24 protein-coding genes, 1 tRNA gene and 1 riboswitch are annotated in these 24,258 nt (G+C 68.8%); of the genes, 13 read left to right on the top strand and 12 right to left on the bottom strand.

Annotated elements, in window-relative coordinates; all coding sequences use genetic code 11:
- Window positions 1-34 precede the first annotated feature (34 nt).
- From AB0N81_RS34000 to AB0N81_RS33975, 6 genes are all read left to right on the top strand, one after another.
- Window positions 35-1,102, top strand: coding sequence for a transglycosylase family protein (locus AB0N81_RS34000; RefSeq protein WP_365365263.1), 1,068 nt, complete (start codon window positions 35-37; stop codon window positions 1,100-1,102).
- Between the two features lie 195 nt (window positions 1,103-1,297).
- A riboswitch (cyclic di-AMP (ydaO/yuaA leader) is annotated at window positions 1,298-1,446 on the top strand.
- A gap of 4 nt (window positions 1,447-1,450) precedes the next feature.
- On the top strand, window positions 1,451-2,176 hold the full coding sequence (locus tag AB0N81_RS33995) for a transglycosylase family protein (RefSeq protein ID WP_365365261.1): 726 nt from the start codon (window positions 1,451-1,453) through the stop codon (window positions 2,174-2,176).
- A gap of 324 nt (window positions 2,177-2,500) precedes the next feature.
- Window positions 2,501-3,787, top strand: a complete 1,287-nt coding sequence (gene eno / locus AB0N81_RS33990) for a phosphopyruvate hydratase (RefSeq protein WP_365365259.1) — start codon at window positions 2,501-2,503, stop codon at window positions 3,785-3,787.
- A gap of 115 nt (window positions 3,788-3,902) precedes the next feature.
- Window positions 3,903-4,382, top strand: coding sequence for a septum formation initiator family protein (locus AB0N81_RS33985; RefSeq protein ID WP_365365258.1), 480 nt, complete (start codon window positions 3,903-3,905; stop codon window positions 4,380-4,382).
- 56 nt (window positions 4,383-4,438) lie between these two features.
- Window positions 4,439-4,978: a DUF501 domain-containing protein gene (locus AB0N81_RS33980; protein WP_365365256.1), complete on the top strand. Its 540-nt coding sequence runs from the start codon at window positions 4,439-4,441 to the stop codon at window positions 4,976-4,978.
- Entirely contained in the window at window positions 4,975-5,916 is a 942-nt protein-coding gene (locus AB0N81_RS33975) for a Ppx/GppA phosphatase family protein (protein WP_365365254.1), read from the top strand. The genes AB0N81_RS33980 and AB0N81_RS33975 overlap by 4 nt, the downstream gene beginning before the upstream one ends.
- Window positions 5,917-6,008: 92 nt before the next feature.
- Here the strand turns inward: AB0N81_RS33975 and AB0N81_RS33970 are convergent, their stop codons facing one another.
- From AB0N81_RS33970 to AB0N81_RS33960, 3 genes are all read right to left on the bottom strand, one after another.
- Window positions 6,009-6,554, bottom strand: a complete 546-nt coding sequence (locus tag AB0N81_RS33970; protein WP_365365252.1) for an NUDIX domain-containing protein — start codon at window positions 6,552-6,554, stop codon at window positions 6,009-6,011.
- Window positions 6,555-6,572: 18 nt separating this feature from the next.
- Window positions 6,573-7,694 (bottom strand): adenosylhomocysteinase, encoded by a 1,122-nt coding sequence (locus tag AB0N81_RS33965; protein WP_365365250.1) that lies wholly within the window; start codon window positions 7,692-7,694, stop codon window positions 6,573-6,575.
- A 76-nt stretch (window positions 7,695-7,770) separates the two neighbouring features.
- Complete coding sequence (locus tag AB0N81_RS33960) at window positions 7,771-8,217, bottom strand: ATP-binding protein (protein WP_365365248.1); 447 nt, start codon at window positions 8,215-8,217, stop codon at window positions 7,771-7,773.
- A 171-nt stretch (window positions 8,218-8,388) separates the two neighbouring features.
- Here AB0N81_RS33960 and AB0N81_RS33955 point away from each other — a divergent pair, with 171 nt between their 5' ends.
- The 4 genes from AB0N81_RS33955 (at window position 8,389) to AB0N81_RS33940 (ending at window position 13,501) form a co-directional block, all read left to right on the top strand.
- A complete protein-coding gene (locus tag AB0N81_RS33955; RefSeq protein WP_365365246.1) occupies window positions 8,389-9,633 on the top strand; it encodes a helix-turn-helix transcriptional regulator in 1,245 nt (414 codons plus the stop codon).
- Window positions 9,634-9,647: 14 nt separating this feature from the next.
- Complete coding sequence (locus AB0N81_RS33950; protein WP_365365244.1) at window positions 9,648-10,013, top strand: hypothetical protein; 366 nt, start codon at window positions 9,648-9,650, stop codon at window positions 10,011-10,013.
- Window positions 10,014-10,557: 544 nt separating this feature from the next.
- Window positions 10,558-11,961 (top strand): NAD(P)/FAD-dependent oxidoreductase, encoded by a 1,404-nt coding sequence (locus tag AB0N81_RS33945; RefSeq protein ID WP_365365242.1) that lies wholly within the window; start codon window positions 10,558-10,560, stop codon window positions 11,959-11,961.
- Window positions 11,962-12,202: 241 nt separating this feature from the next.
- A complete protein-coding gene (locus AB0N81_RS33940) occupies window positions 12,203-13,501 on the top strand; it encodes a cyclopropane-fatty-acyl-phospholipid synthase family protein (RefSeq protein ID WP_365365240.1) in 1,299 nt (432 codons plus the stop codon).
- Between the two features lie 120 nt (window positions 13,502-13,621).
- Here the strand turns inward: AB0N81_RS33940 and AB0N81_RS33935 are convergent, their stop codons facing one another.
- A complete protein-coding gene (locus AB0N81_RS33935; protein WP_365365238.1) occupies window positions 13,622-16,147 on the bottom strand; it encodes an FtsX-like permease family protein in 2,526 nt (841 codons plus the stop codon).
- Between the two features lie 134 nt (window positions 16,148-16,281).
- Entirely contained in the window at window positions 16,282-17,052 is a 771-nt protein-coding gene (locus AB0N81_RS33930; RefSeq protein WP_365365236.1) for an ABC transporter ATP-binding protein, read from the bottom strand.
- A gap of 395 nt (window positions 17,053-17,447) precedes the next feature.
- Here AB0N81_RS33930 and AB0N81_RS33925 point away from each other — a divergent pair.
- Both AB0N81_RS33925 and AB0N81_RS33920 read left to right on the top strand, forming a co-directional pair.
- Window positions 17,448-17,530 (top strand) — tRNA-Leu (locus AB0N81_RS33925).
- Between the two features lie 213 nt (window positions 17,531-17,743).
- Complete coding sequence (locus AB0N81_RS33920; protein ID WP_365365234.1) at window positions 17,744-18,676, top strand: Bax inhibitor-1/YccA family protein; 933 nt, start codon at window positions 17,744-17,746, stop codon at window positions 18,674-18,676.
- Between the two features lie 84 nt (window positions 18,677-18,760).
- Here the strand turns inward: AB0N81_RS33920 and AB0N81_RS33915 are convergent, their stop codons facing one another.
- Window positions 18,761-18,991, bottom strand: coding sequence for a DUF4287 domain-containing protein (locus AB0N81_RS33915; protein ID WP_125513198.1), 231 nt, complete (start codon window positions 18,989-18,991; stop codon window positions 18,761-18,763).
- Window positions 18,992-19,093: 102 nt separating this feature from the next.
- Between AB0N81_RS33915 and AB0N81_RS33910 the strand changes: the two genes are divergently transcribed.
- Window positions 19,094-19,405 (top strand): hypothetical protein, encoded by a 312-nt coding sequence (locus tag AB0N81_RS33910; protein ID WP_365365232.1) that lies wholly within the window; start codon window positions 19,094-19,096, stop codon window positions 19,403-19,405.
- Between the two features lie 36 nt (window positions 19,406-19,441).
- Here AB0N81_RS33910 and AB0N81_RS33905 read toward each other — a convergent pair whose 3' ends face one another.
- From AB0N81_RS33905 to AB0N81_RS33880, 6 genes are all read right to left on the bottom strand, one after another.
- The gene (locus tag AB0N81_RS33905) at window positions 19,442-20,317 is read right to left on the bottom strand and encodes a hypothetical protein (RefSeq protein ID WP_365365230.1); all 876 of its coding nucleotides are present in this window, start codon (window positions 20,315-20,317) and stop codon (window positions 19,442-19,444) included.
- Window positions 20,318-20,586: 269 nt separating this feature from the next.
- Window positions 20,587-21,807, bottom strand: coding sequence for an acetyl-CoA C-acetyltransferase (locus AB0N81_RS33900; RefSeq protein ID WP_365365228.1), 1,221 nt, complete (start codon window positions 21,805-21,807; stop codon window positions 20,587-20,589).
- 293 nt (window positions 21,808-22,100) lie between these two features.
- Window positions 22,101-22,304, bottom strand: coding sequence for a DUF397 domain-containing protein (locus AB0N81_RS33895; protein ID WP_365365226.1), 204 nt, complete (start codon window positions 22,302-22,304; stop codon window positions 22,101-22,103).
- A 10-nt stretch (window positions 22,305-22,314) separates the two neighbouring features.
- Window positions 22,315-22,524 (bottom strand): Scr1 family TA system antitoxin-like transcriptional regulator, encoded by a 210-nt coding sequence (locus AB0N81_RS33890; RefSeq protein ID WP_365365393.1) that lies wholly within the window; start codon window positions 22,522-22,524, stop codon window positions 22,315-22,317.
- Between the two features lie 53 nt (window positions 22,525-22,577).
- Window positions 22,578-23,174, bottom strand: a complete 597-nt coding sequence (locus tag AB0N81_RS33885; RefSeq protein WP_365365224.1) for a hypothetical protein — start codon at window positions 23,172-23,174, stop codon at window positions 22,578-22,580.
- 122 nt (window positions 23,175-23,296) lie between these two features.
- Window positions 23,297-24,214, bottom strand: a complete 918-nt coding sequence (locus tag AB0N81_RS33880; protein WP_365365222.1) for a hypothetical protein — start codon at window positions 24,212-24,214, stop codon at window positions 23,297-23,299.
- Window positions 24,215-24,258 lie beyond the last annotated feature (44 nt).

Genomic DNA, 24,258 nt, shown 5'->3' with positions numbered 1-24,258 from the left:
AAGTCGTCGCTGCAGTCTCCTGAAAGGCACCCGCATGCTCTCCGGCAATGGTCGTCACCGACGCCCCCGCCAGGCCCCGGCCCTCATCGTCGCGGCAGGAGTCACCGGATCAGCCATCGCCATCCCGCTGCTCGGCGCCACCGGCGCGAGCGCCGCCGAGACCACCACGTGGGAGAAGCTCGCCCAGTGCGAGAGCGGCGGCGCGTGGAGCGCCAACCCCGGCAACGGCTACTACGGAGGGCTCCAGCTCTCCCAGGAGACGTGGGAGGCGTACGGCGGCCTCGACTACGCGACCAGCGCCGACCAGGCCAGCCGTTCGCAGCAGATCGCCGTCGCGGAGAAGATCCTCGACGACAAGGGCACCGCGGCCTGGCCGAGCTGTGCCCCGATCGCCGGACTCACCCAGGACGGCGCCGCGGCCGACGTCGACCCGGGCGGCCCGATCGCGCCCACGCCCTCCGAGTCGCCCGAGTCGCCCGAGTCGCCCGAGTCGCCCGACTCGACCGACTCCAAGGCTTCTGAGGGTTCCAAGGACTCCAAGGACTCCAAGAGCCCTGAGGAGACGGACAAGTCGTCCGGCGGAGCCTCCGACGAGGCCTCGGACTCCGCCGATTCGGAGAAGCCCTCCGGCGGGGACGCACGAGACAAGAATCACGACGAGTCCGGCGAAAAGGACGACAAGGGCGGTAAGGGCAGCAAGGAAAGCGGCAAGGACGACGCCGAAAAGGCCGACGGCAAGGGCGAGTCCGGCAAGTCCGGCGACGACGGCGCCACTTCGCCCACGCCCGAGAAGTCGACCGACCCGGCGGACGACGCCGCGAAGTCCGACGGTTCCTCAGGCCGCCACCGCGGCGACCGCGCGGACGAGGGCGACAGCTCCGGCGACCGTCCGGGACGGCACGCCTCGCGCGGCGGTGAGCGCACCGAGAAGGTCGCCGACGGGACGTACACGGTGCGCTCCGGAGACAACCTCTCGGTCATCGCGGACGACCTCGGGGTCGACGGTGGCTGGCACGAGCTCTACAGCGAGAACAAGAAGACCGTCGGAGGCGACCCGGACCTCATCCTCCCCGGTCAGAGCCTCGATCTGGGCGAAAAGTAACGGAAATTGACGATGCGTCTGCGGGGGACTTGGCACCTGATGTCCGGTTTGGCGCGAGTGAGAGATGGGTCTCAGAAGCCCTGATCGTCTTTGAAATTCAGTGGGTCGGGTGTCTACGGTCGTGACCGCTCGCCACTGGTGGGCCCCGCCGGTCGGTACGCCGAATCCTGCCAACGGCCGGACGGGAACAGTCGTCGCTCAAGAGCGCCGTGGGCAGGAGCGGGGGACCCAAGGTAAGTGCCGGAAACGGCTAGGGGTGAAGTCGCACTCGTGAGAGAGCGACCGGGCAACCACATCGGCCCGAACCCGACAGCTCACCTCGCAGGCGTCGGTGTAGGGGATCAACTCATGCTGCTTTCCGGCAAGGGCAAGCACCGCCGCCCGTCCAAGGCCACCCGTGTCGCCACGCTCGTCGGCGTGACCGGCGCCGCCGTCGCCGCCCCGCTGATGGCGGCCGGCTCGGCCTCCGCCGCCACCACGTCCGAGTGGGACGCCGTCGCCCAGTGCGAGTCCGGTGGCAACTGGTCCATCAACACCGGCAACGGTTACTACGGTGGCGTGCAGTTCTCCGCCTCCACCTGGGCCGCGTACGGCGGTACGAAGTACGCGCCGACCGCCGACAAGGCCTCCAAGGCCCAGCAGATCGAGATCGCCGAGAAGGTCCTCGCCGGCCAGGGCAAGGGCGCCTGGCCGTCCTGTGGCGTCGGCCTCTCGGGCGCCTCGCCCAGCAGCGGCGGCGGCTCGCAGGAGCAGGCTCCGCAGCAGCAGAGCAAGCCGCAGCCGCAGCAGACGCAGCAGCAGGCCGCTCCGCAGCAGCAGGCCGCGCCGAAGCCGGCCGCTCCCAAGCCGCAGCCGACGCCGCAGACCGAGACCAAGAAGACCGTCGAGACCCCGACCGGCAAGAAGGTCGAGAAGGGCGACGGCGAGTACAAGGTCAAGACGGGCGACACCCTGTCGAAGATCGCCGAGTCGCACGACGTCAAGGGCGGCTGGCAGAAGGTCTACAAGCTCAACGGCGACATCATCGACAACGCCGACTTCATCTACCCGGGCCAGCAGCTGCACCTCAGCTAGGCCCCCGGTCGCGGCCGTGCCTCGGCGGACGCACGGCCGTCCCCGTCCCCACGGGCTCCCCGCCCCGGTGCGTGTATCCCCCGTACGCACCGGGGCGGGGCCATGTCCGCCCCGCGGCAGTCCCCGGTGTTCGCTACTAGCGAGTAGAAAACGTGACCAACACGGTCTTACGCCCGGATTCCGCGCCATTTGGGCCTTGTGCCGTCCCAGGGGGCGGGCGGTCGGCTGGCCGAAGCCTCCGGGCCGGTTAGGCTCAGGAGACGCAGGGCCGAAGCGGCCCGGCGTAATCGTGTTTACGCGTCACACTCCCAGAAGGAGATGCTCGTGCCGTCCATCGACGTCGTCGTAGCCCGGGAAATCCTGGACTCCCGAGGCAACCCCACGGTCGAGGTCGAGGTCGGCCTCGACGACGGCAGCACCGGTCGTGCCGCCGTTCCGTCCGGTGCCTCCACCGGTGCTTTCGAGGCCATCGAACTCCGTGACGGTGACCCCAACCGTTACCAGGGCAAGGGTGTCGAGAAGGCCGTCCTCGCCGTCATCGAGCAGATCGGCCCGGAGCTCGTCGGCTACGACGCCACCGAGCAGCGCCTGATCGACCAGGCCATGTTCGACCTGGACGCCACCGACAACAAGGCCTCGCTCGGCGCCAACGCCATCCTCGGCGTCTCGCTCGCCGTCGCGCACGCCGCCTCCGAGGCCAGCGACCTGCCGCTGTTCCGCTACCTCGGCGGCCCGAACGCGCACCTGCTGCCCGTCCCGATGATGAACATCCTGAACGGCGGGTCGCACGCCGACTCGAACGTCGACATCCAGGAGTTCATGATCGCCCCGATCGGCGCGGAGTCCTTCTCCGAGGCGCTGCGCTGGGGCACCGAGGTCTACCACACGCTGAAGAAGGTCCTGAAGAGCAAGGGCCTGGCCACCGGCCTCGGCGACGAGGGCGGCTTCGCCCCGAACCTCGACTCCAACCGCGCCGCCCTCGACCTCATCCTCGAGGCCATCAAGGAGGCCGGTTACGTCCCCGGCGAGCAGATCGCGCTCGCCCTCGACGTCGCCGCGTCCGAGTTCTACAAGGACGGCAGCTACGAGTTCGAGGGCAAGAGCCGCTCGGCCGCCGAGATGACCGAGTACTACGCGGAGCTCGTCGCCTCGTACCCGCTGGTCTCCATCGAGGACCCGCTGTTCGAGGACGACTGGGCCGGCTGGAACACCATCACCGAGAAGCTCGGCGACAAGGTGCAGCTCGTGGGCGACGACCTGTTCGTCACCAACCCGGAGCGCCTGGCCCGCGGCATCGAGGAGAACTCGGCCAACGCCCTGCTCGTCAAGGTCAACCAGATCGGCTCGCTGACCGAGACCCTTGACGCCGTCGAGATGGCCCAGCGCAACGGCTTCAAGTGCATGATGTCCCACCGCTCCGGTGAGACCGAGGACGTCACCATCGCCGACCTCGCCGTCGCCACCAACTGCGGCCAGATCAAGACCGGCGCCCCGGCCCGCTCCGAGCGCGTCGCCAAGTACAACCAGCTCCTGCGCATCGAGGAGATCCTCGACGACGCGGCCGTCTACGCCGGTCGCAGCGCCTTCCCGCGCTTCCGCTCCGCGGAGTAGTCGGCGCCGCGAGGCCCCGTCCTCGTAGCCACGTGGTTACCTACGTCCCCGCACCCGGTCCCGTACCGTGTGCGGGGACGTACGCACGTTTACGCTGCTCTGGGGAGGCGGAACCATGGCCAAGGCCGGGACCAAGGACCGGTTCTCCACCGCGACCCGCCTGCGCCTGCTCGGCGAGCAGACCGCGGAGCGCGTCTACCGCTCCCAGACCAAGCGCCAGGCCCGCCGCTCCCGGCTCACCGGCCGCGCCGCGCTCCTCGCGCTCGTCCTCTGCTCGCTGGTCGTCGCGCTCGCCTACCCGATGAGGCAGTACGTCTCGCAGCGCGCCGAGATCGACGACCTGCGCCGGCAGCAGGCCGAACACCGGGCGGACGTCGAGAAGCTGCGCGACGAGAAGGCCCGCTGGCAGGACGACGCGTACGCGGAGCAGCGCGTCCGGGACCGCCTGCACTACGTGATGCCGGGCGAGACCGGATTCACGGTGATCGACCCCGCGGCGGCGAAGAGCCGCCGCACGGACCAGGGAGCGGCCACGCGCCCCTGGTACTCGAACGTCTGGGACGGCGTCGACAAGGCCGACCGCCCCGACGACTGACGTCAGCACGCCCTCTCGTGGCGAACCCCTCGTAGCGAACCGAGCGAAAGACAGGCATGGAAACGCCCCCGCCCACCACCGACCGCACCGAGCCCACCGACGCCGACGTCGAGGCATTCAAGCAGCAGCTCGGCCGCCCGCCGCGCGGCCTGCGGGCCATCGCGCACCGCTGCCCCTGCGGACAGCCGGATGTCGTCGAGACGGCGCCGCGCCTCCCGGACGGGACGCCCTTCCCGACGACGTACTACCTGACGTGCCCGCGGGCCGCCTCCGCGATCGGCACGCTCGAGGCCAACGGCGTCATGAAGGAGATGTCGGAGCGGCTGAAGACGGACGAGGAGCTGGCGAAGCAGTACCGCGCCGCGCACGAGGACTACATCGCGCGCCGTGACGCCATCGAGGTCCTGGAGGGCTTTCCGAGCGCGGGCGGCATGCCGGACCGCGTGAAGTGCCTGCACGTCCTGGTCGGCCACTCGCTGGCCGCGGGCCCCGGCGTGAACCCGCTGGGCGACGAGGCCATCGAGATGCTCCCGGAGTGGTGGGCGAAGGGCCCGTGCGTCACGCCGTGCGCGCCCGCCGGGGAGGAGACCGCATGACCAGGGTCGCCGCCGTCGACTGCGGCACGAACTCGATCCGCCTCCTGGTGGCGGACGCCGACCCGGCCACCGGCGAACTGGTCGACCTGGACCGGCGGATGACGATCGTCCGGCTCGGCCAGGGCGTCGACAGGACGGGCCGCCTCGCTCCCGAGGCGCTGGACCGCACGTTCGCCGCCTGCCGCGAGTACGCCGCCGTCATCAAGGAGCACGGCGCGGAACGCGTCCGCTTCGTCGCCACCTCCGCCTCCCGCGACGCCGAGAACCGCGACGAGTTCGTGCGGGGCGTCCTGGACATCCTGGGCGTCGAGCCGGAGGTCATCAGCGGCGACCAGGAGGCCGAGTTCTCCTTCACGGGCGCCACGAAGGAACTGACGGGCCGTGCCGACCTCGCCACGCCCTACCTGGTCGTGGACATCGGCGGCGGCTCCACGGAGTTCGTCGTCGGCACGGACCACGTGCGGGCCGCCCGCTCGGTCGACGTCGGCTGCGTCCGCATGACCGAGCGCCACCTCGTACGCGACGGAGTGGTCACCGACCCGCCGGCGCCGGAGCAGCTGGACGCGATCCGCGCCGACGTCGAGGCGGCCCTGGACCTCGCCGAGCGCACGGTCCCGCTCAAGGAGGCCCGCACGCTGGTCGGCCTGGCGGGCTCGGTGACCACGGTCGCCGCGATCGCGCTCGGCCTCGACACGTACGACTCCCGGGCGATCCACCACGCCCGCATCTCGTACGAGCAGGTCAGCACCATCGTGGACCGCCTCACGCACGCCACGCACGACGAGCGCGCCGCGATCCCGGTGATGCACCCGGGCCGCGTCGACGTCATCGCGGCGGGCGCGCTCGTCCTGCTCGCGATCATGGACAGGGTCGGGGCCCGCGAGGTCGTCGTCAGCGAACACGACATCCTCGACGGCATCGCGTGGTCTCTGGCCTGAGGTGAGGTTCGAGGGGCGCTCAGGTGTACGCCTGAGCGCTTCCTGTAGCGTCTGAGCGGTTGCCGGGGGCCTTGCTGTATGGGCGGTGGGAGCTACCTTGTGGCGTCCATCACGCGCGAGCGCAGCGGTTCGGCCGACAAGGCGTCGGCGAACTGCCACGAGTAAGCCGTGACCTCTTCCTCTTGTAGCTCAACCAGGTCGACCGTGGTCCGGAACAGGTACCGGAAGTCGAAGTGCAGATGTTGGGGTTCGCCCTTGCCCGGGTTGGCCGGGATCGAGTGCACGTCGATGTGGAGAGGCAGGCCGCTGTCGGGCTCGACGCGCTCGGGGGCGATGCCTGCCTCTTCGTGCAGCTCGCGCAGCGCGGCATCGACGAGCGTCGTGTCGCTGTCCTCCACGTGGCCGCCCGGCAGCAGCCACTTACGCAGCGTGCGGTGCTCGATGGTGAGTACACGGCCGTCGGGGCGGAGCAGGGCGGCGCCGGCCGTGACGTGGCCGCGGAATTCCTTGCGTGAGGCAATCATGTCGCCCGCTTGGTCGATGGTTTCGACGAGTGCGGAGAGGCTGTCTTTCTCGTCCGGGTGCTCGGCGAGGTAGGCGTCGACCGTCTCGCGCACGTGCTGTGCCGTGATCGGCATGGGGGATGCTCCTGTCTTCTATCGGTTGAAGTAGCTGAGCCACGTCGCCGCGATGGTCGCCCGATCGTCGGCGCCCACCTCGTACATACCGGGTCCGAGGTCACCGCGGGTGAGCCTGCGGACTCCGGCGAGAATCTCGGCCTGTACGAGGAAGATGAACGGCCCTACGGAGGCGCCGTGCAGGAAGTTGACCGCGTTCCCTCCGTTGAGCAGGTAGAAGTAGTGGCCCGTCGTCGAGTACCGGGTCACGTGCTCGCCCTGAGGTGCTCGCTGGTAAACCCGCGGGAGCGCTGCGAGGTCGAGTTCGTCCTCGGACGAGGTCACGGTCGCGACGTAGGCGCCGTTGCGCAGGCTGGAAAAGTCCTCGCCGCGCAGCGACACCGCGCCGGTCGCGCACAGGACCAGGCCCGCGCCGCGCAGGGCCGTGTCTCGGTCCCGCGCTACGTTGAAGCCCTGTGAGAGTGCTTGTGTCTGCCGTACCGGGTCGACGTCGTGCACGGTGACCTGTACGCCCTTGGCGTGCAGCAGGCGGGCGATGGAAGAGCCGAGCTTGCCGAAGCCGATCACCAGCGCGGACCGGCCGTGCAGGATGTCGCCGCGACCGCGCATCAGTGCCTCGGCCGAGAACACGACGGACTGCCCAACGAGGTAGTCCTCGGGATCCTTGAGCGGGGAGCGGGCGACCGAGACGACGGGGCAGGGCAACTTGTCGCGATCGGCGTAGCGCTTGTGGCCGTTCTCCGTGTCCTCGACGACGCCGAGGATGCGCCCCGAGAAGCGGTCGCACAGCGCGTCGAGCGAGGGGGCGAAGTATCCGCCGACGTCGAGCAGGGCGATGTCCTCGCCGGGGGCACGCGACTCGATGTATTCGACCGCCGCATCGGGGTCCTCGAACAGGTCGCGCGACAGGGGGTCACATGCCGTCGTCTGCTCGACCTCGCGGAGCGTGGCGGGGTCGATGGATTTCGGTTTGGGCAGCACGGCCCGTAGATCGGTGCTCTTTCCTACTGCGCCGACGAATGCGGGGCGCTCGGGGAGCAGATGCGTGATCAGGAAGGACGACGGACGCTCGGTCGGGGCGAAGGCGTCGACGATGCGCGCGAAGTAGGCGTCTAGTCGGGCGCGCTCGAACTGTTCCATGGACTCATTTCCCTTGTGAGGGTGCAACTCCGGGCGGAGGGATGGAGTAGCGGGTCAGGGGTGGTGCCGGGTGAGGTCATGGCGCCTTCACTTCGGCCCATACGGCCTTGCCGCCCGCGGTGTCGGTCACGCCCCAACTGGCGGGGCACAGGATGTCGACGATGGCCAGGCCGCGCCCGTGGTCCTCCTGCGAAGTGGCCGAGTGCACGTGGGGGTGACGCTGTGACGGGTCGTGCACCTCAATGCGGGTCCTGTGGTCGTCGGCGTCGACCATCAGGCGCAGGAACGCGCCGGGGGTCGAGCCGTGACGCACGGCGTTCGTGACCAGCTCGCTGACGATCAGGACGACATCGTCGAGGTATGCGCCGGTAACCTCCGGCGCATCCGCGGCGAGGTAGTCGCGTACGAAGTGACGGGCATCTGTGGGTGCCTGGGGGCGCCCTCGTAATAGGAGGACGTGAGGGGCCGCGGGTTGAGCACGTGCGTGAGATGTGGTTCGTGTGATCCATCTGTCGAGGTTCATCCGTCGGCCCTGTCCTTCTATCTGGCCCGGCGCTAGCCGGAATGACTCCTTCAAGGGAACCGCTCCGTATGGGGGCGCGGCCACGGCATCGATGCGGCAGTCTTGTCGCACATCGGATGCATGGCTGCGTTGTGAGGCGCCGCAAGGGTTCGACGGAGAAAGGAAGTCCACATGAGCCTGGGAAAACGGCGAAAGACTGTGGGCTACAGTCAAGAGAAACTAGCCGCCGAACTTGGCGTCGACCGCACAACGGTCGGCCGCTGGGAGCGAGGGGAAACCGAGCCTCAACCGGAGCAACGGCCCAAGTTGGCAGAGCTGTTACTCGTTGACCTCGCCACGCTCGATGCCCTGATCAAGGGATCAACCGCACCCCTGAAGGTGTCGGCGGGGTCGCCGTCGTACGACGACCATTGCCCAGGGGATGACGACATGATCCGACGCGAGTTCTTGCGCGCCATCGCGGTGGCAGGCGCGCTTGCCGCGCTGTCCGACGAAGAAGCCGAGGCCATCGCCGCTGACGCGGAGCGGGAGGACGCGGCCGGCTTCCTGCGCATGAATGACCACCTCTGGCAGGTCTACCAACTCGCACGCTCGAAACGGTCTGTCCAGGCAGTCGTCAGCGACCAACTCGGCGCGCTCAACAACACGCTCGCCGCCCGCCCCACCCTCGGCCCGTTGTGCATGGCGGCCGGGGACCTCTTCCAGCTCGCCGGCGAGCTGGCGTTCGACGGCAACCGGCACACGGACGCCGCCGCCTCCTACGCACTCGCGGCGACGGCGAGCAAGGAAGCCGGCGCATTCGACCTCTGGGCCTGCGCCCTGGTCCGGCACGCGTACGTCGAAGTGGCGAGCGGCCAATACCCCGAGGCCGTCGGACTGCTGTCCGTCGCCGAGCGCGTTGCCAAGCGCGGCGACAGCGCACTTTCCACCCGGCAGTGGGTCGCTGCCGTGCAGGCCGAGGCACACGCCGGCTTGGGCCACCTCACCGAATGCGAGCGTGCCCTCGACGCGGCCGAGGAAGTACTGCACCTCGGCGATCAGGCCCACAATGGCGGATGGCTGCGATTCGACGGCTCACGTCTCGCCGAGGAACGCGGAGCCCGGTACGTCCAACTAGGTGCGCTCGACAAGGCCGAGGACGCGCTGAACACCGCCCTCAAGCAAGCGCCGCTCGCTCGCGGGCAATCGTTCCGTCGCCGCGGCGTCGTCCTCGCGGACCTCGCCGCGATCGGGGCCAAGCGCCGTGATCCTGAGCAGGTCGTCGCGTACGGCACCGAGGCGCTACGCCTCGCCCGGCAATCTTCGTCCGGGTACGTCGCCCGTAGACTCAAGGGTTTACAAGCTGAGATCGGCGCACTCGCTGACTCCCGCGTTGCTGCGCTGGGCGCCGAGATTGCCGCATTGAGCACCACGTGACGAGAGGGGTTGCCGTGTCGCAGACCGAGGGTGCCCGCCTGTTCCGCGAATCATGGATCGCGGGTGTGCGGAAGCACTTCCCAGGTGAGCCGAAGCCGGGCTATGTGACCCCCTGGGACGAAACGCCGGAGTGGGAGCGGCAGGCCGCGGGCGCGGTGTACGAGCAGGTGCGGCAGTTCCTCGAACTCAGCGGAGGCCACGCCTCGCGTCTCAGCCGTGAGCAAAAGAGCCGGTTCGTGGCGACCGCATGGACGGCGCAGATGTTCAAGCACTTCGAGGACCCCAAGCCGGGCTACGTGGCTGACTGGCCCGAGCTTCCGGAATGGCAGCAGCAGACCGACGCGGACATCTTCGAGGCCATCGAGCAGGCTGTCGCCTGAGTGCGCAGCTGAGGGCTCTGGCATTGCCATGAGTCGTTTTCTCTGGACCGTGTCATCACGTGGCGGGGGAAGCGGGCCACGCACCGAAGTGCCCGCCACGTGTCGATAGGGGGCGTCCTCGACGGGATCGGCTTCGCTATCGCTTGAGCGCCTCCTGTAGCGTCTGAGCGGTCGCCAGGGGGGTTGGAAGATGCTCCGGCGACAGTCCGTCGGGAAAGTTCGTGAAGTTCTTCACAAGGAAAAAGGCCCTGATGGGCGAGGTTCGGGAGTGCTGGGCCTCCGAAAGGGGTCGCCGCGGCTCGTGGAGCGTGTGACCGGAGTGCTTCGCGGGTGTGACCGGAGCGTGTCTCGGGGTGGCGGATCGCTCGGCGGGAGGCCTCGGAGCGCAGCTCACAAGGGGTGGACAACGACTCGCGTGGCGTCCTGGTTCCCCTCGGGCACCATGACCTCGGTCACGTGGGCGGCGAAGTGTAGCAGAGGGCCTCCGCATGCTTGTGAAGGGGCGCACGAGCGACCCCCGCCGGGCGGGTGGATACTCGATGGCATGAGCACCACGGAGCGTCCCAGGATCCTCGTAGTAGGCGGTGGGTACGTAGGCCTGTACGCAGCTCGGCGCATCCTCAAGAAGATGCGCTTCGGAGAGGCGACCGTCACGGTCGTCGACCCCCGGTCGTACATGACCTACCAGCCTTTCCTCCCCGAAGCCGCCGCCGGCAGCATCTCGCCTCGGCACGTCGTCGTACCGCTGCGACGCGTACTGCCGAGGGCCGAGGTCCTCACCGGCCGGGTCACCACCATCGACCAGGACCGCAAGGTCGCCACGATCGCGCCGCTCGTCGGCGAGGCGTACGAGCTGCCTTTCGACTACCTGGTCATCGCGATGGGCGCGGTCTCCCGCACCTTCCCGATCCCCGGTCTCGCCGAGCAGGGCATCGGCATGAAGGGCATCGAGGAGGCCATCGGCCTGCGCAACCACGTCCTCGAGCAGCTCGACAAGGCTGACTCCACGACCGACGAGGAGGTCCGCCGCAAGGCGCTGACCTTCGTCTTCGTCGGTGGCGGCTTCGCGGGTGCGGAGACCGTCGGTGAGGTCGAGGACATGGCCCGCGACGCGGCCAAGTACTACAACAACGTGAAGCGCGAGGACATGCGCTTCGTGCTCGTCGACGTCGCGGACAAGATCCTCCCCGAGGTCGGCCCGAAGCTCGGCCAGTACGGCAAGGAGCACCTCGAGGGCCGCGGTGTCGAGGTCTACCTCAAGACCGGCATGGACTCCTGCGTGGACGGTCACGTGGTCCTGAACAACGGCCTCGAGGTCGACTCCAACACCATCGTGTGGACCGCGGGCGTCAAGCCGAACCCGGCGCTGTCCCGCTTCGGTCTGCCGCTCGGCCCGCGCGGTCACGTGGACACCCAGACGACGCTCCAGGTGCAGGGCACGGACTACATCTGGGCCGCGGGCGACAACGCCCAGGTGCCGGACGTCGTCGGCCGCAAGGCCGGCAACGAGAACGCCTGGTGCCCGCCGAACGCCCAGCACGCGCTGCGGCAGGCGAAGGTCCTCGGCGACAACGTGATCTCCGGCATGCGGGGCTTCCCGCAGAAGGAGTACAGCCACGCCAACAAGGGTGCGGTCGCCGGTCTCGGCCTGCACAAGGGCGTCGCGATGATCGTCATGGGCAAGATAAAGATCAAGCTCAAGGGCCGTCTCGCCTGGTACATGCACCGCGGGTACCACGGCATGGCGATGCCGACGTTCAACCGCAAGATCCGCGTCTTCGCGGACTGGACGCTTGGCATGTTCCTCAAGCGCGAGGTCGTCTCCCTGGGCGCCATGGAGACTCCGCGCGAGGAGTTCTACGAGGCGGCCAAGCCCGCCCCGAAGCCCGCGGTCGCCGCCGAGCCGGCTCCCGCGGCGAAGACCGAGGAGCGGGCGAAGGCCTCCTGACCTCGCGTCACTGATCCACCCCGAAGGGGCCGCCTGCCATCCGTGGTGCGGGCGGCCCCTTCGGCGTACCCGGCGGCGCACCCGCGAGAAACTAGATGCCAGGGGCATCTATTTTGCCGTACCGTGATGCGGCAACGGGACTGCGTCCGGGGCCCTCCGGTGTTTACGTGGTGTTGGACCGTTCCGGGATTTTCCCTCATTGTCACAACAAAGGGATGCCCCATCCACGGAGGTGTGCGCCATGCAGGACGCCGCACAGCGGCTGAAGACCCTCGCCGAGCAGCTCGTGGGAGCCCCGCTGCCGGTACGTATCCGCGCCTGGGACGGGTCGGAGGCGGGCCCGCCGACCGCCCCCGCCCTTGTCGTACGCAACCGCCGGGCCCTGCGCCACCTCCTGTGGAAGCCGGGCGAGCTGGGCCTCGCCCGCGCCTGGGTCGCCGGCGACCTGGACGTCGACGGGGACCTGTACCAGGTCCTGGACGCGCTGGCGGAGTTCATCTGGGAGCGCGACGACAACGCCAGGAGCCTGCGGCAGTCCCTGCGCGACCCGGAGGTCCGCGCCGCGGTCCGCTCCCTGCTCGCCCTCTCCGCGCCCTTCCTGCCGCCCGCCCCGCCACCGGAGGAGATGCGCAGACACGGCCGTCTCCACCTCCACACCAAGGGCAGCGACCGCCGCGCCATCAGCCACCACTACGACGTCGGCAACGACTTCTACGAGCTGGTGCTCGGCCCGTCGATGGTCTACTCGTGCGCCTACTGGGAGTCGCCCGACGGCACCCTGGAGGACGCCCAGCGCGACAAGCTCGGACTCGTCTGCCGCAAGCTCGGCCTGAAGCCCGGCATGCGGCTCCTCGACGTCGGCTGCGGCTGGGGCTCCATGGCCATCCACGCGGCCCGCGAGTACGGCGTGAGCGTCATCGGCGTCACCCTCTCCCAGGAACAGGCCGCCTACGCCAGGAAGCGGGTGGCCGGGGAGGGCCTGACGGACCGGATCGAGATCCGCGTCCAGGACTACCGTGACGTGCGCGACGGTCCGTACGACGCCATCAGCTCCATCGGCATGGCCGAACACGTCGGCAGCGAACGCTACTTGGAGTACGCCAACGACCTGTACGCCCTCCTCAAGCCCGGCGGACGGCTCCTCAACCACCAGATCGCGCGCCGCCCGCAGGCCGACGAGTCGGCGTACTCCGTGGACGAGTTCATCGACGCGTACGTCTTCCCCGACGGGGAGCTGGCACCCGTGGGCAGCACGGTCGCACTCCTGGAGAAGGCCGGGTTCGAGGTCCGCGACCTGGAGTCCATCCGCGAGCACTACGCCCTCACCCTGCGCCGCTGGGTCGCCAGCCTGGAGGCGCGCTGGACGGAGGGGCAGCGGCTCACCTCGCCCGGCCGCGCCCGCATCTGGCGCCTCTACATGGCCGCCTCCGCGCTCGCCTTCGAACACAACCGCATCGGCGTCAACCAGGTCCTCGCGGTGAAGACCCCGGAGACCGGAGCGTCGGGCCTGAGCCTGCGGACGAGGGACTGGCGCGGCTGACCGTCTCAGCCCGTCCGGCGTTTGAGGACGAGCCGCGCAGCGGCGACACGCGGGGCAAGCCGAAGGGCCCCGGACGAGGTTCCTTGTCCGGGGCCCTTTTCCGTACTGCCGAGCGGAGCGCTACTCGCTCTTGATGGCCATCAGCGGGTTCAGCTTCGCCGCGCTGCGGGCCGGCCACATCGCCGCGAGGACACCGACCAGGGCCGCGATCCCGAGGAAGATCACGATCCGGCCGAGCGGGATCTCCATGGAGTACGTGGAGACGCTGTTCGAGATGGTGCCGCCCGCGACCCAGCCCATGAAGAGGCCGAGACCGATGCCGAGCACCGCGCCGAACAGGGAGATGATGACCGCCTCCAGGCGCACCATCTGCTTGACCTTCGCGCGGTCCAGGCCGATCGCCCGCAACATGCCGATCTCGTGCTTCCGCTCGAAGACCGACATCGCGAGGGTGTTGATGACGCCGAGCACCGCGATCAGGACGGCCATGGCGAGCAGGCCGTAGAGCATGTTCAGCATCATGTTGATGGCGCCGGCCACCTGGTTGCTGATCGCGTCCTTGTCCTGGATGGTGATGGCGGGGTTGTCGCCCAGGGCATCGACGATGGTGTCCTCGGCCTTGCCGGAGGTGCCGCCCTTCATCTTCACGAGGACCTGCTTGTCGACGACCTTGGTCAGATGCGGGTCGACGGCGGAGGTCGGCGCGAAGAGGCCGTTGAGCATCTCGTTGCCCTCATAGACACCCGCGACCTTCAGCTCGACCTTCTTGCCGTCGTCGTCGAACTTCAGCGGGAAGGTGTCGCCCGCCTTGAGGCCCTTCTCCTTGGCGGTGTCCGTGTCGACGAGCGCGCCGCCGGACTTCAGGCCCTCCACCGAGCCGCTGGTGAAGTCCAGGCCGACCAGCTTGCCGAAGGTCTTCGGGTCGACGCCGGAGATGGAGACGTAGCCGCCGTCGACCTCGCCGTAGGTGCTGCGCAGCGGGGTGGTCGCCTCGACGTCCGGGAGCTTGTCCAGCTTCTCGCGGACCTCGGGGGTCAGCGGCTGGAAGTTCGCCATCGAGACGCTGTAGTCGGCCTTCATGGCGCCGGCGGCCATCTTGTTGATGGCGGTGCTCATCGAGGTGGCGACCACGGTCATCGCCGTGATGAGGGTCAGCCCGATCATCAGGGCCGCGGCCGTGGAGGCCGTACGGCGCGGGTTGCGCACCGAGTTGAGGCGCGACAGCTTGCCGGTGACGCCGAACGGCTTCAGGAGCGGCGCCGACGCGGCGATGAACGGCCGGGACAGCAGCGGCGTGAGGACGATGACGCCGACGAGCATGACGGCCGCGCCGCCCGACTTCACGTAGTTGTCCTTCATGAAGAGCATCACCGCGCCGAGCGCGACGATGACCGAACCGATGGTGTTGCGGACCACGAGGCCCCGTACGGTCGGCGTCGCGTGGACGCTGTTCATCGCGGCGACCGGCGGAATCCGCGCGGCGCGGCGGCCCGGCAGCCACGCGGCCAGCATGGTCACGACCACGCCGATGAGCAGCGCCACGACGATCGTGGTCGGGGCGATGACGAGCGGTCCGTCGGGCAGCGAGGCGCCGGCGGAGTTCATCAGGGACTCCAGGCCCACGGCCACGCCGATGCCGAGCGCGAAACCGCTCACGGCGGCGATCATGCCGACGAGGAACGCCTCGATCAGCACCGAGCGCGTCACCTGGCGGCGCGAGGCACCGACGGCCCGCATGAGCGCGAGCTCCTTGGTGCGCTGGGCGACCAGCATGGTGAAGGTGTTGGCGATGATGAAGATGCCGACGAAGAGCGCGATGCCCGCGAAGATCAGCAGGACCTGGCTCATCGAGCTGGTCTGCCTCTCGATCATGTCGTCCTGCTGGGCCTTGAGCTCGCCGCCCGTCATCGTCGAGGAGTCCTTGGGCAGGATCTTCTCGACCGCGCTGTTCAGGGCCGCCTCGGAGGTGCCCGGGGCCGCCTTCACGTCGATCTCGTCGTACTGGTTCTTGTTGAGCGCCTTGAGCGCGGTCTTGTTGTCGAAGACGACCAGGCTGCCGCCCGCGACGACACTGCCCTCGTCGGTGTCGAAGATGCCGCTGACCTTCGCGGTACGCACCGGGCCGTCGGTGGAGTAGCGGACGGAGTCACCCACCTTGTAGCCGGTGCGGCCGGCGGTGCGGGAGTCGAGCGCTATGTCACCGGCGGACTTCGGGGCGGCGCCCTCGGTGAAGTCGTAGCGCGGGTCCTTGCCGTCCTTGCCCGGGAAGTAGTTGGCGCCGGTGGTGCCCCACTCGCCGCCCACCAGCTTGCCGTCCTTGTCGGCGAGCGCGGTGAAGCCGGAGACGGAGCCGAGCACGGAACCGGCGCCGGGCAGCCCGTCGGCCTTCTTCAGGAGGGAGTCGGTGAGCTCGGGCTTCTGCTTGGGGCCGTGGCCGCTGTCGTCACCGGAGTAGGTGCTGTCGGACGTGATGGCGACGGAGACGTGGTCGAAGCTCTTCGCCGACTTGTTCTTGTAGGCGTTGCCGAAGGTGTCGGTGAAGACCAGGGTGCCGGAGACGAAGGCGACGCCGAGCATGACGGCGAGCACGGTCATCAACAGCCTGGCCTTGTGCGTGAGCACGTTGCGCAGGGCGGTACGGAACATGGGTGTGAGTCCTGGTGCAAAGGGAGGGGCGGCGGAGTGCCCCGTCAGGGGCGCGGGACTGTGACATATGCGGCTCCGCCGCGTGGGCGCGACCAGCCACGACGGTCCGCAGTCGAAGAGAGGGCGACCGGCGCCTAGCTGGTCCTGCCCTTCGCGTCGAAGTGCTTCATGCGGTCGAGCACCCCGTCCGCCGTGGGCCGGTGCATCTCGTCGACCACGCGCCCGTCCGCCAGGAAGATCACGCGGTCCGCGTACGACGCGGCGACCGGGTCGTGGGTGACCATCACGACGGTCTGTCCGAGATCGCGCACGGAGTTGCGGAGGAAGCCGAGGACCTCCGCGCCGGAGCGCGAGTCGAGGTTGCCGGTCGGCTCGTCACCGAAGATGATCTCCGGCTGGGAGGCGAGCGCGCGGGCCACGGCCACGCGCTGCTGCTGGCCGCCGGAGAGCTCGGTGGGCCGGTGGCTGAGGCGCCCGGAGAGGCCGACCATCTCGATGACCTGCTCCAGCCACCGCTTGTCCGGCTTGCGGCCCGCGATGTCCATGGGGAGCGTGATGTTCTCCAGGGCGGTCAGCGTCGGCAGCAGGTTGAACGCCTGGAAGATGAAGCCGATCTTGTCCCGGCGGAGCTTGGTGAGCTGCTTGTCCTTGAGCGTGGACAGCTCGGTCTCACCGATGCGCACGGAACCGGAGCTGAAGCTGTCCAGGCCGGCGACGCAGTGCATCAGGGTCGACTTGCCCGAGCCCGAGGGGCCCATGATCGCGGTGAACTCGCCCTGCCCGAAGTCGACGGAGACGTGATCCAGGGCGACCACCTGGGTCTCACCCTGTCCGTACACCTTGGAAAGATCCGTGGCGCGCGCGGCCACGGCGGTGGCGCGGGCGGCGAAAGGGGTGGTGGTCACGGGGCAGTGCTCCTGTCAGGACGACGAGTGGGGACTTCATCCATCGTCCTGGCCGATCAGCGTCCTGTAGTCAGCCGCTGTTCCGGTTCCGGGGGCCCTCTCCAGTCGGACTTGAGCGCGGCCTGTCATACCTGGGGATGACAGGCGTCCCTGATGCGGAAAGGAGGAAAAAGCGGGACCTGGAACGTCGGGGCGGCTAAATTCCGTCATTCCGTGCAGAGGGCCACGAGCCCGGCCGGACCCGGGGACAGGCCTCCGGCATGTACCGACGGACCGTGACAGCGGCTGATGCACCCTCAGACGTCAATAAAATAAGACAACATCGGGCTGTCCTTCCGCTGTTCGGGGGATGCCTCCCGATAGGGTCGAAGCCTCGACGCGGAGCCCCATGGCCTGCCCGGATGGTGGAATGCAGACACGGCGAGCTTAAACCTCGCTGCCCCTCGGGGGCGTGCCGGTTCGAGTCCGGCTCCGGGCACATCCGCTGCTGTGTGAAGGTGCCGGTGGCACCACCCTCTCCGCCTCGCGGTCACCCGAGCGGCGGAACCGTACCGATCCGGGAACAGTACGGCCCGTGTCGAGCGTTCTCCGTCACAGAGAGGGAAAGATCCTCCCCAAGCACTAGGCCCATCCCTTTGCCTACGCATTACTCTTGAGGCAAAGCCACACACGGTGGCCATGGAGGAGTGAAATGAGGAGCAGTAACCCGGTCTTCTCGCGACGGGGGTTCAGCCGCGACAACGGCTACGCCGGCTTCGGCGCGCAGCCGCAGGCCGGGGGACCCGCAGCCGCGACCCAGACCCAGCAGGGCAACCCGTACGCGCAGGGCAATCCGTACGCAGGTGGCCAGCAGGCCCCGGCGGGCAATCCCTACGCCACCAATCCGTACGCCCAGCAGGACCTGCAGCACGGCGCGCCCCAGGCGCCCGTAACCACCGCAGGACGCATGACGATGGACGACGTCGTCATGCGCACGGCGACCACGCTCGGCACGCTCGTGGTCACGGCCGCGCTCGCCTGGGCGCTGCTGCCGGTGGACGACGCCAACATCAGCAAGTCGTACGGCATCGCGATCGGCGCCGGCCTCATCGCGATGGTGCTCGGCCTCGTGCAGGCCTTCAAGCGCAAGGCCTCGCCCGCGCTGATCATGACGTATGCGGCGCTGGAGGGTGTCTTCCTCGGCGTCGTCTCCAGCGTCGTCGACAACCGCATCGCGAGCGGCGCGGCCATGCAGGCCGTGCTCGGCACGATGGCCGTCTTCATCGGCGTCCTCGTGGCGTACAAGGCGGGCTGGATCCGCGTCAACCGCCGCTTCTACGGCTTCGTGATGGCCGCGGCGATGGGCTTCCTGCTGCTGACCGCCGTGAACCTGCTGTTCATGGTCTTCGGCGGCGGTGACGGTCTGGGCTTCCGCAGCGGTGGTCTCGGCATCGTGTTCGGCATCGTCGGCATCCTGCTCGGCGCCTGCTTCCTGGCTCTGGACTTCAAGCAGGTCGAGGATGGCATCGCGTACGGGGCCCCGAAGGAAGAGGCCTGGCTCGCCGCGTTCGGTCTGACGATGACGCTCGTCTGGATCTACATGGAGTTCCTGCGCCTGATCGCGATCTTCTCGGGCAACGACTGAGACGGCTGACAGCGCCTGACAGCTGAACCGAAGGGCCCGCGGACCGGAGACGGTCCGCGGGCCCTTCGCCGTGTGGGTGGGGGGTCAGAGGAATTTGCGGGCAGCCCGCCTGAGGTCGTACTCGTGGATGATCGCCTTCGCGTGGCCGTACGCGAGGTTGTGTTCGGCGCGGAGCCAGCTGACCTTCTCCTCGAAGCGGAAGAGAGAGGGTCCTTCGTCCACGGCACGGAGCCAGTCGGAGACTTCACGACCGGTGCATTGGGGGATTCGGGCGAGCAGGTTGCGGTGGGTCTCCTCGGAGAAGACTTGGGACATCGGCGCCTCCGGACGCGTCGCGATGTGTTCCGTCCTTCACGACACCGTGCCTGAGCGCGGGGGCGTTGGCAACAGTCCCGGAAAGGCGCATAGGGTCGCGGGGTGCTCGATACGACGCCTTTGACGGCCGCAGTGGACCATTTCGCCGACCGCCTGCGGGCCGCTCCGCAGAGCCGGCTCCAGCGCGGAGCGGCGACCGAAGCGCTCGCTCTGGCCAGGGAGTTGGCGATACTCGCCCAACGCATCGAGGAGCCGGAGGCCCGACCGCGGGAGATGCCGGACGCGGGGATGTTCGCCGCCGCCGACCAGATCACCGTCGCGGGCCGCGACCTGGCCCTCGTCCTGACGGACGCGGAGGAGCTGGAACGGGTCCTGCGGCTCGTGGAGGAGGCGCAGAAGCGGGCCGGGGTCTAGGACCCGTAGCTCGGGCCCAGGACCCGCTTCGGTGGCTCAGACGGACGCGATGACGCGGTCGGCCAGGATGTAGATGTTCTCGGTGCCGCACTCGAAGGTGAGGGCGTACGCGCCGGAGATGCCGGAGCCGCCGAGCAGGAACGGCGTGCGGCCCTCGCGCAGGGCCGTGGCGAGGAGCTCCGCGGTCTCGCGGTGGCCGGGCGTCATGCACAGCGTCGTACCGTCCGCGAAGACGTACACGTCCAGGGTGCCCAGCGGGCCGGGGCGGACGTCGGAGAGGGCGGTGCGGGCGGCCGCCAGCTCCTCCAGGCACTCCACCGTGCGCTCGTGGTCGCCGTGCTCGCCGTGGGCCCCGTGCTCGCCGTCGGCCCGGTGCACCGGCGTCTGCACCGGCACGAAGTCCGGGTGCGAGGGGTGCCGGCGGCGGGCGGCGGCCAGCTCCGGGGAGTCCCCGGCGAACTCGTCGGTGCCCGCCGGGTCGGCGAAGGGCTCGGTCACCGGCTCCAGGCTGTCCGACTCCAGGCCCGCGAAGTCGGCCTGGCGCGGCAGGAACAGCTCGTCGGCGATGCCGTCAGGAATGCCGGGCAGCCCGCTCAGGAGCGAGGGCCCCTCGGAGCCCTCGCGGGCTTCCTGGGCGGCCCAGAAGGCCCGCGCCTCGGCGAGCTCGCGCTCCCGCTCCTCGGCGAGCGCCTCGGACACGGCCGCGCGTATCTCGTCGGTGTCCACCGTGCTGCGGGCGGCCGGCACCGTGGGGTGCGCTCCGCTCGTGGCACGGCTCTCGGCCAGTTCGTTGTGCAGGGCTGTGATCTCGGCGAGCTGCTTGCGCAGGCCGTGCACCGCGTGCAGGGCAGCGACACCCACGGCCGTGGCAGCGGCCGTGGAGAGCAGCAGGGCAAGAGGCAAGGCGCTCACTGACGTACTCCCGGTTTCAAGTCGACCCCCGACTTCCTACATCAGCTTGAAGCCTGCACGATCCACCTGTCAGTGCATTACGTCACGAACTGGACAGGTCTTTAGGCCCGGTGTACCTCAGCGGATGTGCTCTGAGCTGGTCATATGCACCTCCCCCAGGAGATAGGTCACATCCTGGGGGAGATTGGGTCACGAAGTGATGCAGCGACGGAGCGTCAGCACTGTGAACCGTGTGTCAGCGGATTCGGCCCCGTGCGGGCCGAAATCCCTCAGCTGAGGCGCTCGATGACCATCGCCATGCCCTGGCCGCCGCCCACGCACATCGTCTCCAGACCGAACTGCTTGTCGTGGAACTGGAGAGAGTTGATGAGCGTGCCGGTGATGCGGGCGCCGGTCATGCCGAAGGGGTGCCCGACGGCGATGGCGCCACCATTCACGTTCAGCTTGTCGAGGGGGATGTTCAGGTCGCGGTAGGAGGGGATCACCTGGGCGGCGAAGGCCTCGTTGATCTCCACGAGGTCGATGTCGTCGATGGTGAGGCCCGCACGCCGCAGGGCCTGCTTGCTCGCCTCGACCGGGCCGAGGCCCATGATCTCGGGGGAGAGGCCGGTGACGCCGGTGGAGACGATGCGGGCGAGCGGGGTCAGGCCGAGCTCGCGGGCCTTGGTGTCGCTCATGATCACGAGGGCGGCGGCGCCGTCGTTCAGCGGGCAGCAGTTGCCGGCGGTGACGAGTCCGTCGGGGCGGAAGACCGGCTTCAGGCCCTGCACGCCCTCCATGGTCACGCCCGCGCGCGGGCCGTCGTCCTTGCTGACGACGGTGCCGTCGGGGGTGGTGACCGGGGTGATCTCCCGCTCCCAGAAGCCGTTCTTGATGGCCTCCTCGGCGAGGTTCTGCGAGCGGACGCCGAACTCGTCCATGTCCTGGCGGGTGACGCCCTTGGAGCGGGCCAGGTTCTCGGCGGTCTGGCCCATCGCGATGTACGCGTCCGGAATGAGGCCGTCCTCGCGCGGGTCGTGCCAGGTGGAGCCCTCGGTCTGGGCGACGGCCGCGGTGCGGGCCTCGGCGTCGGCGAAGAGGGGATTGTGGGTGTCGGGCAGCCCGTCGCTGGTCCCCTTCACGCTCCGCGACACCATTTCCACACCCGCGGAGATGAAGACGTCACCCTCGCCCGCCTTGATGGCGTGCAGGGCCATACGGGAGGTCTGGAGGGAGGAGGAGCAGTACCGGGTGACGGTGCAGCCCGGGAGGTGGTCCATGCCCATCTGCACGGCCACGATGCGGCCCAGGTTGTGCCCCTGCTCGCCACCGGGCAGGCCACAGCCGAGCATCAGGTCGTCGATGTCCTTGGGGTCGAGCTCCGGCACCTTGGCGAGGGCGGCCTCGATGATGGTGGCGGTCAGGTCGTCCGGACGCAGATCCTTCAGCGAGCCCTTGAAGGCGCGGCCGATCGGAGTGCGGGCAGCAGAGACGATCACGGCTTCGGGCATCAGAACGCTCCAGTGGCGAGGGGGCGGGACGGACTCGGAACTCGGACTCACTGGGAAGTTACCTGCACGTATTGCTGTGGGTCATCGGGTAGGGGGTGTGACGCCGGACGCATTTCTAAGCGGGCGCTCAGGCCGCGGGGCCCCGCGCGTAAGGGGGTTGCGTTGGGGTTGCGTCTGGTTGCGTTTCCCGCTGCGGGCCGGTGGGGCTGGTCGCGCAGTTCCCCGCGCCCCTGGGCCGGGTGGCCCGGAGCATGGCTCGCCGTGCTCCGGGCGCACATGCCTCCACGCCCCTGTCAGGCCGGTTCGGCGCCTGCGGGCCGCTTGGTGTTGCGGATGAAGGCCGAGAATGCCTCGAGGGACGTGCTGAGTATCGCTCGGGTGGGGTCGCTGCTTTCGGTGAGTTTGACTGTGCCGGTCGCTGTCGCTGTGACGTGGACGCATGAGTCGCCCTGCCCGCAGTAGGACGACTTCTGCCACTCGTGCGCGGGGGCAAGCATGGAGTTCCCTTTACAGGTCGCGGATGAGGTTGTGGATGAGGTCGCGTGACCTCGTGACGTTGAGGGCGATGGATTCGATTCGGTCGAGGAGTACGCGGTACATCTCCAACTGAGCCTCGGCGTCGAGGAACGTGGGGCCGTGTGACTGGTCGAGGTGGACTGTGTCCGCCTCCGCTCCTCCTCCCCGGAGGGGATCCGCGTGGCCGTGTGGGACTCCGATCCGTTCCTATGCCATGGGGACGGGGCGGGTGGGGAAGTTGCTGTGGGCCGAGGTCACTCCGGGATCTCGGTGAAGGAAACCGTCCGGAGGATCGCCGACATGATGTCGCAGAACTCGGCCCAGTAGTCCGTGGATGCGGTGTGGAGCGTGAAGATCGCGGTGAACGGGCCTGTGGGGAAGGGGATGTGGACCTGTATCTGTCCGGTGAGAAGATCCGTCGCCTCGCCATCGGCCGTCACTTCCGGGGAGAGCGTGTACTTCTTCAGCGCGATGGACGATACGGAGGGCCCGCACGGCAGGTCGAGCCAGCGGGCGTCGTTGTAGGGGTCGCTGGACAGGACGGCGAGGATGCCTTGGGCGACGACGTCGGTGTCGACATCGGCCTGGTCGGTCGGGACGGCCGCAACGGTCAGGGCACATTGGGCGACCCCGTCGGCGGGTTCGCTCCGGGTCACGCCCCCGTCCTCTCCCTGGTCCGCCGTGGAGAAGAGGCCCAGCGCCGAATACGAGACACCCGTGTCCGCCATGAGCTCGGCCATCGCCGCGTAGTAGGGGGCGGCGGGCTCCCAGATGCTGTCGTCGCCTCGGGAGTAGAGCTGTCGTACGAAGGACTTGGAGTGCTCGGCGCGTTCTTCGGGAGTGGCGGCCACGGGGAGAGCGAAGAAGCCCTCAGGGACGAGGAACCATATGGGCGGGGGGTCTTGGCTGACGGTGGGGGAAGTCATGGGAACTGTCCTGGTCGGCTTCAGGTTCGGGTGCGGGAACAGGTGAATCAGCTGGCGAAGTCTTCTGGGTGGTACGCGACCGGCTCGACCTCCACACCGTTGGCATCCATGGTCATGTCCCATTCAGTGGTACCGAAGTCCGCGTCGACCGTGAGCTGGTCCACCACGAGGACCCGGTAGCAGCCGCAGGCGTTTCGCATCACCAGCGGAGGCTCGACGTCCGGGTGTCTGGCGGCGGCGAAGGCTTCGACGGAGGCCCGCTGGGCCGACGTGAGCGATTCCAGGGGGATGTAGTCGCGGGGTGCGATCAGAGGCCAGGTGAGTCTGTGCTGGGAGAGGGAGCGCAGCCTGCACCAAGAACCGTCCGTGAACACGATCCGTACATCGTTTCCGGATTTGAAGTTGCGGCGCTCGACCGCTTCGATCGCGGACCGTGGGACCTTCCAGAGGACTTCGTCCTCGATCCGCGACTCGTCCTTCTTGGAAAAGGGAAAGCCCACGATGACCAACCGGCGGTCGGTCACGATCGCATGTGTGCGGTACCGCTTGTGGTCCGAGCGCCCCGGGTCCAGCTGCCAGGGCAGGGTGCGGGCGAGCGTGCCGGGAGCAGCCCACATGACGGGGAAGTCCTCGACCTCGTTGGCGGGATCGTCCGGAGTGTCGGAACCGAAGTCAGGACCGGAGTTGCCGCTGATATTGCCGCCGGCGGCGCTGAGAGCGGCCATGACGGCGACACCAAGCCCGAGAACGGCGCCCTTCCCGGCTTTCCGCGCGAGTGAGCCGCTCACGGAATGCTGAGTGTCGACAGGCCGTTCGGGCCAGCCCGGAAGCTCCCCCTGGATGTCATTGCGCTCGGTGTCACGGAACCAGCGTTTGCCTTTCACGCGCATGGCGGCGCCGGTGGCGAATGTGACAGGACCCCGGGCGAGGAACTTCTCGCCCGGGTCGGTGAGCCAGATGTCCATATGCGTGCATCTCCTACGTGGCGAAGGCCTGGTCCGGTTGGGCC

It is taken from the genome of Streptomyces sp. NPDC093510, assembly GCF_040683555.1.
Taxonomy (GTDB): Bacteria; Actinomycetota; Actinomycetes; order Streptomycetales; family Streptomycetaceae; genus Streptomyces.
Note: the sequence above shows the minus strand (reverse complement) of the source record. Positions and strands in the feature narration are given on the sequence as shown.